Origin of the sequence: Streptococcus oralis (genome assembly GCF_003944215.1) — a bacterium.
Lineage (GTDB): Bacteria > Bacillota > Bacilli > Lactobacillales > Streptococcaceae > Streptococcus > Streptococcus oralis_BI.
Map to the genome: position 1 here is coordinate 1 of NZ_RJVZ01000019.1, position 15,008 is coordinate 15,008.

Below are 15,008 nucleotides of genomic sequence, written 5' to 3' on the forward strand. Positions count from 1 at the left end.
GTTAGTATCCAACTCAAAGTGATAAAATATTTGACAAAAATTAAAGATATAAACATGATAAAATTGATTGATTGTATGTAACTCATCTGATGTACTTAGAAAATTAACAATTAACTTTTCATTTTCTTTTGATAGATGAACTATGTCATCCAAATTGAGATCAGGCATAGGTATTAAACTTTTATTATTCATTATATAATTCCCCATTCATATTGTTGAACTAGTACCACCATACATTACAAATGAAACTACTCTCACTTCAACGCTTCAAACTTCGCTTTCATAGTTGGATTTTTGCGGGTCAATTTTTTGACCGAAACGTCTTCCAGCTTGTTATTTGCGAGGCGGAGTTGATTTTCTGATGTTGTTAGGAATTTCTTGACCTCTTCCATCCGTTTGATGGCCTTGTCGATTTCATCAATGGCTTTACCAAAGTTGGTCGAAGCTGAATTATAGTTTTTAGCAAAAGCTACTTTAAAGGCGTCCAAGTCTTCCTCAAAATGCGTGATATCAATATTCTGCTCCCGCACCAAGGCCAACTCCTGCTTGTATTTAAGGGAATTAAGCGCAGCATTTCGCAAGAGACCAATCAGCTGAATAAAGAACTGAGGACGGACCACATACATCTTTTCATACTCGTGGCTGACGTCAACAATCCCTGTGTTAAAGTAGTCGTTATCGGCCTCAAGCATGGTCACCAAAACAGCATACTCACAGTTCTTTTCCCGACGGTCCTTGTCTAATTCTTTGTAAAAATCCGCATTCTTGTGCTTCTTCTCAGTCCCATCCGCTTCGTTTTTCATTTCAAACATGATGGAAATAATTTCCACTCCATTTTCATCACATTCACGGAAGATAAAATCCCCTTTAGACCCACGCGCAGAAACCTTATTATCCTTCTCAAAGTAGGCATTTGGAAAGGCAAAACTGCGGACCTTGTTAAATTCACTTTCTGCATACTGTTCCAGACTTTCACCAATTGCCTTGGTTGATTGTTGGGCCTTGAAATTTTTGTAAAATTCAACCTGCTCACTGGCCGCCTTGAGCTGGGCTTCGTAATTTTGCTTGAGGGAAGCTAGAGACAACTCATTTTCTTTTTCTTGCAAGAGGAGCTGATTTTTGACCTGATCCCGTTCTTTTTCTAGGTCAGAAAGGGTCTTTTGTAGTTGATTTTCATGCTCCAAACGTAAGGTAGCCAATTGGTTTTCCAAGGCCTGTACTTCCTTGTCCTTTGCTAATAAGGCCTGATGGCTTGTCTGTTCAACTTCTTTCTTGGCTAGCTCTTTCTCTGTATCAAAATTTTGGATTTGACTCTGTAATTGAGTAATTTCTTGATCCTTCTGAGCCAGTTTAGACTGTTGCTCATTCAAGGCCTTTTGCTCAGCCAAGGCCAGTTCCTGCTTCATGCGATCGTGCAGTTCCTTATCAAACTCTGTCGTCCTCACCTGAGATAAAAGTTCGGTATACTGACTCTCATTTACTGTAAAAACTTCCCCACAGTTGGGACATTTGATTTCGTTCATAACTTTCCTCTTTCTAGACTTCTGTAACCATTATATCATGCCTGAGGGAAAATCAAAAACAGTGAGTCGAAACCCACTGTTTATCAGTTTACTTTATACTTTTTCCAAGGCCAAGCGCAAATCTTCAATCAGATCATCTACATTTTCAAGACCGATAGACAAGCGGATTTGGTTTGGTGTGACACCTGCTGCTTCTAGATCTTTTTCTGACAACTGACCGTGAGTGGTTGTCGCAGGATGGACAACAAGAGATTTAGCATCTGCTACGTTTGCAAGGTCAGAGAAGATTTCCAAATTATCAATGACCTTGCGTGCTTCTGTCTCTCCACCTTTGACATGGAAGGTAAAGATTGAACCAACACCTTTTGGTAGATATTTCTCAGCCAAGGCATGATATGGACTGTCTGCTAGCTTAGGATAGTTGACTTTTTCTACCTTAGGATGGTTAACAAGGAAATCAACGATTTTCTCTGTATTTTGAATATGGCGTTCTACACGAAGCGAAAGTGTTTCGAGTCCTTGAAGCAAGAGGAAGGCATTAAATGGTGACAAGGCTGCACCAGTATCACGAAGCAATTGAACTCGAACAGCGATGATAAAGGCTGCTGCCCCGATATCACGAGTATAGCTCAAGTTGTGGTAGCTAGGATCTTCCTCTACAAATTGAGGGAATTTCCCTGAAGCTTCCCAGTCAAAACGGCCGCTATCAACAATGACACCGCCAATAGTCGTACCATGACCACCGATAAACTTAGTCGCTGAGTGAATGGCAATATCTACACCGTGAGAGAAGACGTTAATCAAATATGGTGTGGCAAATGTGTTGTCCGAAACAAGAGGAATCTGGTGTTTATGCGCAATCTCAGCCAATTTTTCCAAGTCAGGAATGTTAATCAAGGGATTCCCCAAGGTTTCAATCAAGACAAGCTTTGTATTGTCATTGATAGCTGCTTCTACTTCTTCCAAATTATCCACATCCACAAAGGTTGTTGTAATCCCATAACGAGGAAGGGTTTCTTTCAAGAGGTTGAAGGTCCCACCGTAAATAGTTGATGCTGCCACGACATGGTCACCTGCGTGAGCAAGCGCCAAAATCGTATAAGTCACTGCTGCCATACCTGATGCTGTCGCTAGTGCTCCAACACCACCTTCAAGAGCAGCGATTCTTTCCTCAAAGGCTGCTGTTGTAGGATTTGTGATACGAGTATAAATGTTCCCTGGTTTTCTCAAGGCAAACAAATCAGCACCTTCCTGCGTGTCATCAAAAACGAAGGATGTTGTTTGATAAATCGGTACTGCACGAGACTTAGTTGCTGGATCAACTACTTGCCCAGCATGTAATTGAAGAGTTTCAAATTTAAAATCACGAGTCATAAGACGACCTCCAAATAGCTTCATTACGGATATTGTACCATCTTGGGCTAGTCTTTTCCAATACCGTTTTTCTATATTTTGATATAAGGAACAACTATGACTAGTATTACACCTCAAACAAAAAAGCACGATTGACTCGTGCTCATTTCTTTAATCGACATAAGTATCTTCGTTTTTATTGAGGAAGGCGTATGGTAATCCCATCAAGAGACCTCCTCCAATGAAGTTCCCAATAAAGGTCACACCCCAGTGACGAAGGATATTAGGAATGTCAAAGTTAGCAATAGAATCTGCAGCAACACTGAATTTAACAATCGCAAAAGAAGCAAAGTTCGCAGTAATGTGTTCGTTTGTTAAGAATACAAACATGTAAATTGCAGACAAAACAAGCCAAAGTTTGGCCCCACCGTCTTTCACCAAAACGAATGAAAGAATAGCAATGTTCACAAAAATATTTGCTAAAATACCTTCAAGCAAGACTAACTCATTGGAACGGCCTAACTTCATCTCTACAACCCCAGAGATAAAACTATCATGATTCAGATTTGCATAGGCTGCTGAGTGGGCAAAGCCCCAACCTGCTATCAAAGCTCCGATGAGGTTGAATAAGGTACAGTAAAGTAAAATCTCAGCCGTTTTTCTCCAAGAAATTTTCTTCAAAAAACTACCTGCAGTTAAGAACATCATATTTGAAGTTACCAACTCAGCATTCAAGAAAACAATGTAGGCCAATCCCCAAGCAAAAACAAATGGGAAGAGGAAACGTCCGCTACCTGGCGCTATTTTATTAATCAAGTCAGCTCCAACTGCACCCGCAGCCGTACTAAATGTTAGAAAGGCACCTGCAAACATAGAACGAATCGCATATTTGAATTTACTTTGACTATAAAGACTTTCTTTCTTCTTACAAGCAAATTCAATCTTTGAGATAAATTCTGAAGAGACCATAAAAAACTCCTAAAACTTTTATTTGTGAATATTATAACATAAAACACGCATTTTGAAAAGCCTTTCCTAATTGTATTTTTGATAAATTTGGCAAATCAGTAATCGTTTACATTGTTATAAAAACGAGCTTTTGGATTTTAGCATTGAAGTGTCGGAGTAAATGTATTTATTACTATACTTAATATATATTATTCCACAAACTTATAAGACAATGGCTTCTCAATCCAATTGTGTAAAAAAAAAGAGAATCGACCTGATTCTCTCTACTACTAAGACTTTTCTTAGTCTACATAAGTATCCTCATTTTTATTGAGAAAGCATATGGTAATCCGATCAGAAGTCCTCCACCAATAAAGTTAGCAATGAAGGTTCCCCTCAATGTCGTAGTATATTAGCAAGATCAAAGTGGGCCACTTGATCAGCTAGCATGCTGAATTTCATAATGCTAAAGGAAGCAAAATTTGCAGCAATGTGTTCATTGGACAAGAAGACAAACATAGAAATAGCTTATAGAATAATCCATAATTTGGCAGTACTATCTTTTACTAAGATAGATGAAAGAATGGCTATGTTTACAAAGACATTAGCAAGAATTCCCTCAAGTAGAACCAAATCACTTGGACGTGCCAATTTCTTGGCCACAAGTTTTGGAAGGAAACTATCATGTGTCAGGTGAGAAAAGGCTGACGAGTTAGCGAAAGCCCAGCCTGCTATCAAGGCACCAATGAGATTAAACAAGGTACAATATAGCAAAATAATCATGGTCTTTTTCCAGTCAATCTTTTTCAAGAATGCTCCAGCTGTTAGATACATCATGTTGGAAGTTACCAATTCCGCATTTAGAAAGACGATATAAACAAGCCCCCAAGCAAAAACAAATGGGAAAAGGAAATAACCACTACTTGGAACAATACTATTTAATAGATCTGCTCCGATAACTCCTGCTGCTGTACTAAAAGTCAAAAAAAGCACCTGCAAACATAGAACGAATCGCATACTTGAACTTACTTTGGTTGAAAAGACTTTCTTTCTTGTGGCAATAATAATCTATCTTCGAAATAAACTTTGAAGAACTCATAAATAACTCCTACTATTTTAGGCGTTAGTATTGTAACATAAATTTCGTTTGTTAAACAATTTTAGTTTTGTTTTTCAAAGATTTGTGATGCAAGTTTGAACATTCTTCAGTAAAATTCGAGCTTACTATTACTTCCAACACCTTCCGAACAAAAATAAAAAACCAGTGACTGTTTTTCTTCACTGGTTCTTGATGTTAATAAGGTTGTTTATATGGCCGATTAAAGGCACTAAGGACATCATCAGATGTTTCTGAATATGCTTTAACTTCTTTAAAATCACCTTTAACAATAATTCGCTCTGTCGCATCATAGTCGACACAGGTCACCAATGTGATTTCTTTGATGCCATCACGATCCTCAATTTCATCAACGCGATCAGGCGTTACGTGCTTCACCTCACGAATCTCATAGGTGTATACTTTATCTTTATCAGTCAGATAGATTTTCATCCCTGCCTTGGCATTGACCAAAGGCGAAAAGAGCATTTGACTTGCATTTTCAGCAGTAAAGATATGGTGGCTGGCTAGTGAATAGTTGCTTTCCCCCATTTTCTGATTTGCTTTCATGGTCCCTGCCCCGTAGAACAAGTTTACATTATCCAAACCTTTAAAAATAGGCAGGTTGATCTCTACTTCAGGAATGGCAATCCCTCCTATGACTGGAAGTTGTTGAGCATCCCACTGGGCAGCTAACACCGCTTCTGATGAGATCGATTTGACAGAATCAAAATCGAAATTCCCCTCTGTCTCTTTATTCTCTTCAATCTTTTCCTTAGTCACCTGACTGACTTGGTATTTATTGGTATTCCAAACCATAAAGATGTCACGAATTTGAGCATTAAAAATCAAGGCAAGGGATAGAAGAATTAAAAATCCAGCTAAAATATTGATTAGTATATTTTTACGGCTATTCTTCTTCATTTTTCTATGAGACATTATGCTTCACCCTCTGTTTTCTCTTTTGTTACCTCTTCTTTTTCTGCTGCAGCAACCGTTGTGAAGGTCACAATCTTGGCATCTTGGTCTAGACGCATCACCTTAACTCCCATGGTTGAGCGTCCTGTTTGTGAAATATTGGCAACATTCGTACGAATCATGACACCTGTATCTGTGATAATCATCAGGTCTTCATCCCCTTTAACTGTGAGGAGGCCTGCAAGAGGACCATTCTTCTCAGCAACATTGGCTGTCTTCATCCCTTTACCACCACGGCCTTTAGTTGGATATTCAGTAGCAAGGGTACGTTTACCATAACCTTTTTCAGTGATGATAAGGACCTCATCCTGGTCAGTAATAACACTTGCACCAACTACTGTATCACCTTCTCGAAGATTGACTCCTCGGACACCTGTCGCGATACGGCTCATGCCACGAACGGCTGATTGATTAAAGCGAACAGCATAACCAAACTTGGTACCAATGATAATATCTGTGTCTTCTTCTGTCAATAGAACATTGATCAATTCGTCCTCATCCTTGAGATTCAAGGCCTTAAGTCCATTTTGACGAATATTGGCAAATTCTTTGACACTGGTTCTCTTCACGACACCGTGACGAGTTGTGAAGAAGAGATAAGCATCATCACTACGTTCAGACTCAACGTTGATGATGGTCTGAATGCTTTCGCCTTCGTCCAACTTCAAAAGATTGACAACTGGCAAGCCCTTGGCTGTACGACCATATTCTGGGATTTCATAACCTTTAAGGCGATAGACGCGTCCTTTATTAGTAAAGAATAGCAAATGATCATGGGTACTGGTTGAAACCAACTCACGTACAAAGTCATCATCCTTAACACCAGTACCTTGAACTCCACGACCACCACGTTTTTGGGCAGTGAACTCATCTTGGTCCAGACGTTTGATGTAACCCTTGTTAGAAAGGGTGATTAAGACATCCGTCTCCTCAATCAAGTCTTCGTCCTCAAGTGTCAAGACTTCTCCGACCATCAACTCGGTACGGCGCTTGTCACCAAACTTGCGTTTGACTTCATCCAACTCTTCTTTGATGATTTGTGCCACACGCTCAGGTTTGGCGAGAATATCAGCCAAGTCCGCAATCAAGGCAATCAATTCATCATACTCAGACTGAATCTTATCACGTTCTAAACCTGTCAAACGACGAAGACGCATATCAAGGATAGCCTGACTTTGACGCTCTGAAAGCTTAAACTTGCTCATCAATTCTGCTTGTGCTTCCGCATCGGTTTCACTAGCTCGAATAATTCGAATTACTTCGTCGATATGATCTAGCGCAATTAGAAGACCTTCTAAAATGTGAGCACGCGCTTCTGCTTTTTCTTTATCAAAACGTGTCCGACGAACAACTACTTCTTTTTGGTGCTCGATATAAGCATCCAGAATTTGACGAAGAGACAAGATCTTCGGTACGCCATTTTGAATCGCCAGCATATTGAAACCAAAGTTGGTTTGCATCTGGGTCATCTTGAAGAGATTGTTGAGGATAACATTTGCAGAGGCATCACGTTTCACTTCGATAACAAAACGAACCCCTTCGCGGTTGGATTCATCACGGACTGCTGTAATGCCCTCAATTCGTTTTTCTTGCACCAAACGAACGATATGCTCATGGACCTTGGTTTTATTGACCATATAAGGAAATTCTGTTACCACGATGCGCTCACGTCCTGTCTTAGTCGTCTCAATCTCCGTTCGAGAACGGAGAACAATCGAACCCTTACCAGTCTCGTAGGCCTTATGAATACCTGATTTGCCCATAACAAGGGCACCAGTTGGAAAATCTGGACCAGGCAAGACTTCCATCAAGTCCTTAGTAGTCACATCTGGATTGTCCATGACTAGCTTGACGGCATCAATGGTTTCACTCAGGTTGTGAGGAGGAATGTTGGTAGCCATCCCAACAGCAATCCCAGTTGCCCCATTGACCAAAAGGTTTGGAAAACGTGCTGGTAAAACCAAGGGTTCACGTTCATTGGCATCGTAGTTGTCTACGAAATCAACCGTATTTTTATTGATATCACGAAGCATTTCCAGAGCAATCTTGCTCATACGTGCCTCGGTGTAACGCTGCGCAGCGGCACCATCTCCGTCCATAGAACCAAAGTTTCCATGCCCGTCGACAAGCATGTAACGATAGCTCCACCACTGGGCCATGCGAACCATAGCCTCGTAAATAGACGAGTCTCCGTGAGGGTGGTATTTACCCATAACATCCCCTGTAATACGGGCTGATTTTTTATGGGGTTTATCTGGAGTGACCCCTAGTTCATTCATCCCGTAAAGAATACGACGGTGAACTGGTTTTAAGCCATCTCGAACATCAGGAAGAGCACGCGCTACGATAACACTCATGGCGTAATCGATAAAGCTGGTCTTCATCTCCTTTGTCAGATTGACATTCACTAAATTTTTATCCTGCATTAATAAATGCCTCATTTCACAATTAGTAACTAGATATATTATACCATAAATTGTCCTTTATTTCAGTCTTCTGAAACTACTAAAACGTTTACATCGAGAACAAGAGGGCATATCCGTGACAAAGCTTTTTAAAAGTGATAGAATGAAAATATCTGGGGAATTCCCTAAAAAAATTGAAGGAGATGTTTAGAAAATGACTTCTACTAAACAACACAAAAAAGTGATCCTTGTTGGTGACGGTGCCGTAGGTTCATCTTACGCTTTCGCACTTGTTAACCAAGGAATTGCACAAGAGCTTGGAATTATCGAAATTCCACAATTACACGAAAAAGCTGTTGGTGATGCGCTTGACCTTAGCCATGCCCTTGCCTTCACTTCACCTAAAAAAATCTACGCTGCTCAATACTCTGACTGTGCAGACGCTGACCTTGTTGTTATCACTGCAGGTGCTCCACAAAAACCAGGCGAAACTCGTCTTGACCTTGTAGGTAAAAACTTGGCTATCAACAAATCAATCGTAACACAAGTTGTTGAATCAGGTTTTGATGGTATCTTCCTTGTTGCGGCTAACCCAGTTGACGTTTTGACTTACTCAACTTGGAAATTCTCTGGATTCCCTAAAGAACGTGTTATCGGTTCAGGTACTTCACTTGACTCAGCACGTTTCCGTCAAGCACTTGCTGAAAAATTGGATGTTGATGCTCGTTCCGTTCACGCCTACATCATGGGTGAACACGGAGATTCTGAGTTTGCGGTTTGGTCACATGCCAATATCGCTGGTGTAAACCTTGAAGAATTCCTTAAAGATACTCAAAACGTTCAAGAAGCTGAATTGATTGAATTGTTCGAAGGTGTTCGTGACGCTGCCTACACAATCATCAACAAAAAAGGAGCTACATACTACGGTATCGCAGTAGCACTTGCTCGTATCACAAAAGCAATCCTTGATGACGAAAATGCAGTACTTCCACTTTCAGTCTTCCAAGAAGGTCAATACGGTGTTAAAAACGTCTTTATCGGTCAACCAGCTGTTGTTGGTGCACACGGTATCGTTCGTCCAGTAAACATCCCATTGAACGACGCTGAAACACAAAAAATGCAAGCATCTGCAAAAGAATTGCAAGCTATCATTGACGAAGCATGGAAAAATCCTGAGTTCCAAGCAGCTTCTAAAAACTAATTAAAAGAAGGTTCTCATCTCATGAGAGCCTTTTTCTTTTACTGTAAAGGCTTAAACCCTATTTTTCAAAAGACTACTTATCTCAGAAGTTATATATCATATCAAAGACTCAGTTGAAAAAAACCTAAATTTATACATATATAACTAAAGAAATGAAATCAACAGGGGTAGGTGTCATGAAAAAGTATTCGTCTTTGCCCCAAAAATGCCCCAAAGCAAACAAAAAAGCCTACTGACCAAGCTAGAAAGCTTGATACAATAGGCTTTTTTAAGTGTCATTATTTAACAGCGTCTTTAAGTGCTTTACCAGCTTTGAATGCTGGAACTTTAGAAGCTGCGATTTTGATTTCTTTACCAGTTTGTGGGTTGCGACCTTTACGTGCAGCACGCTCACGAACTTCAAAGTTACCGAAACCAATCAATTGAACCTTTTCACCAGCTGCAAGGTATTCAGTTACTGCTGCGAATACAGCGTCAACTGCAGCTGCTGAATCTTTCTTAGTCAATTCTGTAGCTTCTGCTACTTTAGCGATCAAATCTTGTTTGTTTGCCATGTTAATAATTCCTCCAAATAATTTCTAATTAACAAATATAATCATATCCTAAAATCGCCCACAGGTCAAGTCAAAAACGCTATTTCTACCGATTTTTCTCTATTTTTTTAGGAATGATATCTAACTAAGATAGCCCATGCATTTTCGCCCGTATGCGTCTGAATAATAGAGCCCGTTTCCAGTACTGAGATTGGTTTTTCAACATAAGTTTGTAAAACATTCTTCATCTCATTGGCCCATTCATTGGTACCAGCGTAGGATATTCCAATTTCTGCAACGGATTTATGAGAGAGGGTCTCTGCTAGTTCATCAAGCCATTTTTTAAATGTCTTAGCACCGCGCCCCTTTACAATAGGTTGCAGTTCATGATCCTTCATTTGCATCACAACTCGGATGTTCAAAAGAGAACTTAATAGCCCTGTCACACGTCCGATACGTCCACCCTTAACTAGGTTTTCTAATGTTGAGACACCAATATAGAGTTCAGTATGATTCTTGACGTCTTCTACATGAGCTAGGATAGTTTCTAAATCTTTTCCTTCTTGGGCAAGTTTAGCAGCTTCAACAACTTGAAACTTCATAGCTTGGTCAGTAAAAGAACTATCAATAACTGTCACATCAGCAGTTGAGAGACTTACCCCTTGGCGAGCAGCTTCAACAGTTCCTGACAAGGCGTGGGACATGTGAATAGCGAGAATCTGACTACCGTCTTTACCTAGTTCTTCAAAAACCTCAGCAAAGACTCCCACTGGAGGCTGACTGGTTTTCGGCAGATTCTTACTCTCTTGCATAAGATGAAGGAACTCCCCTTCTTTCAAATCTGCGTCTGAATAAAGCACACTATCAATCATAACGGATAGTGGAACAACCGTAATATTTAACTCTTTAACTACTTCTGGCTCGATGGTGACAGAAGAATCTGTTACAATTTTTACTCGTGTCATATTTTCAATCTTTCTATTCTTCTCAATAAGATAGTGATTTATCACTTTTATTATATCAAAAAATTGTTAAAAAATCATAAGAGATCCAATTAAAACGCTTGAAAATTTGGTATAATCAATCTATAGAAAAAGCGAGGGAGAATCATGATTCGAAAAGTTCAGCCTATTATCACTATCATACTAGGGGCAGCTATTTATGCCTTTGGTCTTACCTACTTTGTAGTTCCCTATCATCTATTTGAGGGTGGTGCGACAGGTATCACACTAATTACCTTCTACCTCTTTAAAATTCCAGTCTCATTGATGAACCTCTTGATAAATATTCCTTTATTTATCCTAGCATGGAAAATATTTGGTTCTAAAACCCTCTACTCCAGTCTCTTGGGAACTATCTCCCTTTCAGTCTGGCTTGCTGTCTTTGAAAGAATTCCTTTACAGTTTGACCTACAAGGTGATCTTATTATCGTTTCGCTGGTTTCTGGTGTTTTACTGGGAGTCGGTTTAGGAATTATTTTTAATGCTGGTGGGACTACTGGTGGTTCTGATATTGTTGCCCGTATCCTCAACAAATACACCAATATTTCGATTGGTAAATTGCTCTTTGGGATTGACTTTTTTATCCTAATGTTGATTTTAATTATCTTCCAAGATTTGCGTCTCGTTACCTATACTCTCTTGTTTGACTTTATCATCGCTCGTGTTATCGACTTGATCGGTGAAGGGGGCTATGCTGGCAAAGGATTTATGATTATCACTCAGTATCCTGAGCAATTGGCTGATAAAATCAATGAAGAACTAGGACGTGGTGTGACCTATATCTCTGGTCAGGGCTACTACAGTAAGAAAGATTTGAAAATCATTTATTGTATCGTCGGTCGAAATGAAATCGTTAAAATGAAAGATCTGATTCACCACATAGATCCTCGAGCCTTTATTACCATCACAGAGGCTCATGAAATTCTCGGGGAAGGATTCACCTACATAAAAGAATAAATCAAAAAAGCTGGGAAATTTTCCCAGCTCTCATTTTTCTTCAGAAAGTGTAGAATGACGATAACCATAAGTAAAGTAAATCACTAGTCCAACTAACAAAGCAAAGGCAAAGGCAATCCATGTTTCCTTGGTGTACTGAAGCATAAAGGAAAGACAAATAAGAATGGAAAGGATTGGTAAAAGCGGCACTAAAGGAGTTTTGAATTCTCCTTCTTTAGGCATTCCCTTATCTTTTCTGAGCTTGATAATACCGTAGGCTAGCAAGATGAGATAGGCTAGTGTACAGATATTTAGAAAGGCAGCAATACTTGCCAAGGGGAAAATACCCGCAGCAATGGCTGAAGCAACTCCTGTTAAGATGGTCGCATTCTTTGGAACTCGGCTACTTTTGCTTAGTTGTTTGAAGCTTTGAGGCAAAAGTCCATCACGTGCTAGGCTGTAAATCATTCGAGACAGAGCGTAGGTCATAGAAATACATACGGTTATCAAGGTTAGAATGGCTACAAGCGAAACATAGTTGGCTGCCCAGCCAATTCCGATACTACGCAATGAGAAGGCCACTGCATCGTCCACATTGAGTTGGCTATAGTGAACAACCCCAGTCAATACTAAGGTTACCAAAGCATAAAGAATGGTGACGATTGTCAGAGAAAGGACAATTCCTCGAGGAACATTCTTTTGCGGGCTTTGGATTTCATCAACTGCCATGGAAATCGACTCAAAACCGAGAAAACCAAAGAACATCAAAGAGGCTCCTGCCATAATCCCTGTACTTCCGCCATAAAGCTGACCAAAGCCAAAGGGGGTAAAATTTGACCAATTTGCAGGTTTGATGTACCAAATCCCAACTAGAATAAACAAGGCCAGAGCAGAAAATTTCAAGACCACTAGCAGCGAATTAAAGCGCAAGGCTGCCTTGGAATTCAATAAGACTACTCCTGTTACCAAGGTAAGTACTAAAATAGGTAGAAGATCGATATAGGTGCCTTGTTCGGGATTAAAAGTGCCATTTAAGGCTTGGGGCATGGAGATACCATAATTACTGAGTAAGCCTTTAAAGTAAGCTGCCCAGCCAGACGCCACACCCGATATGGCTGTCATGAATTCCATGATGGTCAACCAGCCAGCAATCCATGCTGGTAATTCTCCTAAGATCGCATAGAGATAACTATAAGCACCTCCTGTTGCAGGTACACGAGAGGCAAATTCAGCAAAAAAGAGGGCGGATAAAGAGACGCATAGGGCAGAAATCACAATGGAAACCACTAGTGATGGACCAGCTAGTGTAGCTGCTGCTGTTCCTGTAATGGTGAAAATTCCCGTTCCCACCATAGCACCAATCCCTAGTAAAATCAAATCCCATAATTTCAAATGGCGATGCATCTCTGTCTGTCTCAGACTAACATCCTTGGTTCTAAAAATATTCATACTTCATCTCCACTAAATGTAATTGTTTTATTTTATCATATGAAAGCATTTTTGTGAATATTTATTAGATTCTTTTTTGAAAAAAATCTGAACAGGAAGGATTCCTGTTCAGATTTTGCATATTATTACCCAACAGATCCTTCCATTTCATAGCTAATCAAGCGATTCAGCTCAACTGCGTATTCCATTGGAAGTTCTTTTGTGAAGGGCTCTACAAATCCCATGACAATCATCTCGGTTGCTTCAGATTCTGACAATCCACGGCTCATGAGGTAATAGAGTTGTTCCTCTGAAATCTTAGAGACCTTGGCTTCGTGTTCCAAAGCAACTTGCGAGTTGTGAATTTCATTAAATGGAATAGTATCTGACGCTGATAAGTCATCCATGATAATGGTATCACACTCGATGTGAGAAACCGATTTCTTAGAGTTCTTGTTGAAGGTTACTTGTCCACGGTAGTCAACTTTTCCTCCGCCTTTAGCGATGGATTTAGACACGATAGACGAGCTTGTATGTGGAGCGTTGTGGATCATCTTAGCACCCGTATCTTGGTGTTGCCCTACATTGGCAAAGGCGATCGAAAGCATAGTACCACGCGCCCCTTCTCCATCTAGATAAACAGATGGATATTTCATGGTTGTTTTGGCACCCAAGTTACCATCAATCCACTCAACTGTCGCATCTTTCAAAGCTTTGGCACGTTTTGTTACTAGGTTATAGACGTTATCAGACCAGTTTTGGATGGTTGTATAACGCATGTAAGCTCCGTCCAAGGCAAAGATTTCTACAATGGCAGCATGCAAACTGTTGCTTGAATAAGTTGGCGCTGTACATCCTTCTACGTAGTGGACGCTTGCTCCCTCATCAACGATAATCAAGGTACGTTCAAACTGACCTGTATTTTCGTTGTTGATACGGAAGTAGGTTTGAAGCGGAATATCAACCTTGACACCTTTTGGTACGTAGATAAAAGTTCCACCAGACCATACTGCCGAGTTGAGGGCGGCCAACTTGTTATCAGTCGGCGGTACCAACTTCGCAAAGTATTGTTTAAACAAGTCTGGGTATTCCTTGAGCGCAGAATCCGTATCTGTAAAGATAATACCTAACTTCTCAAATTCTTCTTTCATGTTATGATAAACCACTTCCGACTCGTACTGGGCAGAGGCTCCTGCTAGATAAGCACGTTCAGCTTCTGGAATCCCGATACGTTCAAAGGTTTCTTTAATTTTTTCAGGAACCTCATCCCAAGAACGGGCTGGTTTGTCAGATGGTTTTTGGTAGTAGATCAAATCATCAAAGTCAATCTCTGACAAGTCTGCTCCCCAGGTTTGCATGGGCATTTTTTTGAAGGTTTCATAAGATTTCAAACGGAACTCCAACATCCACTCAGGCTCACCCTTGGCAGCAGATAATTCACGAATAACACCTTCGTTGAGTCCTTTTCCTGTCGATAGGACAGGCTCTACATCATCATGGAAACCAAATTTATATTCACCAAGGTCAATTGGTTTTGGTTCTACTCTTTCTTCAGCCATAATATCCTTTCTTTCTTCATTTCTAATGATTTATAAGACAAAAGAAA

The 15,008-nt window shown here is 40.1% G+C and carries 12 protein-coding genes and 1 pseudogene; 2 read left to right on the plus strand and 11 right to left on the minus strand.

Annotated elements, in window-relative coordinates; translation table 11 throughout:
* The 7 genes and pseudogenes from D8804_RS10140 to gyrA form a co-directional block, all read right to left on the minus strand.
* A partial coding sequence (locus tag D8804_RS10140; RefSeq protein WP_221763054.1) for a hypothetical protein occupies window positions 1-192 on the minus strand: 192 nt, incomplete at its 3' end.
* A gap of 62 nt (window positions 193-254) precedes the next feature.
* Entirely contained in the window at window positions 255-1,523 is a 1,269-nt protein-coding gene (locus D8804_RS09015; protein ID WP_125399554.1) for a DUF2130 domain-containing protein, read from the minus strand.
* A gap of 93 nt (window positions 1,524-1,616) precedes the next feature.
* On the minus strand, window positions 1,617-2,897 hold the full coding sequence (locus D8804_RS09020) for an O-acetylhomoserine aminocarboxypropyltransferase/cysteine synthase family protein (RefSeq protein WP_125399555.1): 1,281 nt from the start codon (window positions 2,895-2,897) through the stop codon (window positions 1,617-1,619).
* 150 nt (window positions 2,898-3,047) lie between these two features.
* Complete coding sequence (locus D8804_RS09025) at window positions 3,048-3,845, minus strand: formate/nitrite transporter family protein (RefSeq protein WP_125399556.1); 798 nt, start codon at window positions 3,843-3,845, stop codon at window positions 3,048-3,050.
* A gap of 281 nt (window positions 3,846-4,126) precedes the next feature.
* Window positions 4,127-4,923: pseudogene (locus tag D8804_RS09030) on the minus strand (formate/nitrite transporter family protein).
* A gap of 195 nt (window positions 4,924-5,118) precedes the next feature.
* Complete coding sequence (locus D8804_RS09035; protein WP_125399557.1) at window positions 5,119-5,859, minus strand: class A sortase; 741 nt, start codon at window positions 5,857-5,859, stop codon at window positions 5,119-5,121.
* Window positions 5,859-8,324, minus strand: coding sequence for a DNA gyrase subunit A (gene gyrA / locus D8804_RS09040; protein WP_125399558.1), 2,466 nt, complete (start codon window positions 8,322-8,324; stop codon window positions 5,859-5,861). Before gyrA ends, D8804_RS09035 begins: the two co-directional genes overlap by 1 nt.
* Window positions 8,325-8,517: 193 nt before the next feature.
* Here gyrA and D8804_RS09045 point away from each other — a divergent pair, with 193 nt between their 5' ends.
* The gene (locus D8804_RS09045; protein ID WP_000204722.1) at window positions 8,518-9,504 is read left to right on the plus strand and encodes an L-lactate dehydrogenase; all 987 of its coding nucleotides are present in this window, start codon (window positions 8,518-8,520) and stop codon (window positions 9,502-9,504) included.
* Window positions 9,505-9,782: 278 nt separating this feature from the next.
* Here D8804_RS09045 and D8804_RS09050 read toward each other — a convergent pair whose 3' ends face one another.
* On the minus strand, window positions 9,783-10,058 hold the full coding sequence (locus D8804_RS09050; RefSeq protein WP_001284636.1) for an HU family DNA-binding protein: 276 nt from the start codon (window positions 10,056-10,058) through the stop codon (window positions 9,783-9,785).
* A 107-nt stretch (window positions 10,059-10,165) separates the two neighbouring features.
* Complete coding sequence (locus tag D8804_RS09055) at window positions 10,166-11,002, minus strand: DegV family protein (protein WP_125399559.1); 837 nt, start codon at window positions 11,000-11,002, stop codon at window positions 10,166-10,168.
* 144 nt (window positions 11,003-11,146) lie between these two features.
* Here D8804_RS09055 and D8804_RS09060 point away from each other — a divergent pair, with 144 nt between their 5' ends.
* Entirely contained in the window at window positions 11,147-11,995 is an 849-nt protein-coding gene (locus tag D8804_RS09060; protein ID WP_125399560.1) for a YitT family protein, read from the plus strand.
* Window positions 11,996-12,025: 30 nt separating this feature from the next.
* On the opposite strand, the gene D8804_RS09065 is transcribed toward D8804_RS09060, so the two are convergent.
* Together D8804_RS09065 and sufB are read right to left on the minus strand one after the other, a co-directional pair.
* Window positions 12,026-13,423: an APC family permease gene (locus tag D8804_RS09065; RefSeq protein WP_125399561.1), complete on the minus strand. Its 1,398-nt coding sequence runs from the start codon at window positions 13,421-13,423 to the stop codon at window positions 12,026-12,028.
* A 125-nt stretch (window positions 13,424-13,548) separates the two neighbouring features.
* Window positions 13,549-14,961, minus strand: coding sequence for a Fe-S cluster assembly protein SufB (gene sufB, locus D8804_RS09070; protein ID WP_125399562.1), 1,413 nt, complete (start codon window positions 14,959-14,961; stop codon window positions 13,549-13,551).
* Window positions 14,962-15,008 lie beyond the last annotated feature (47 nt).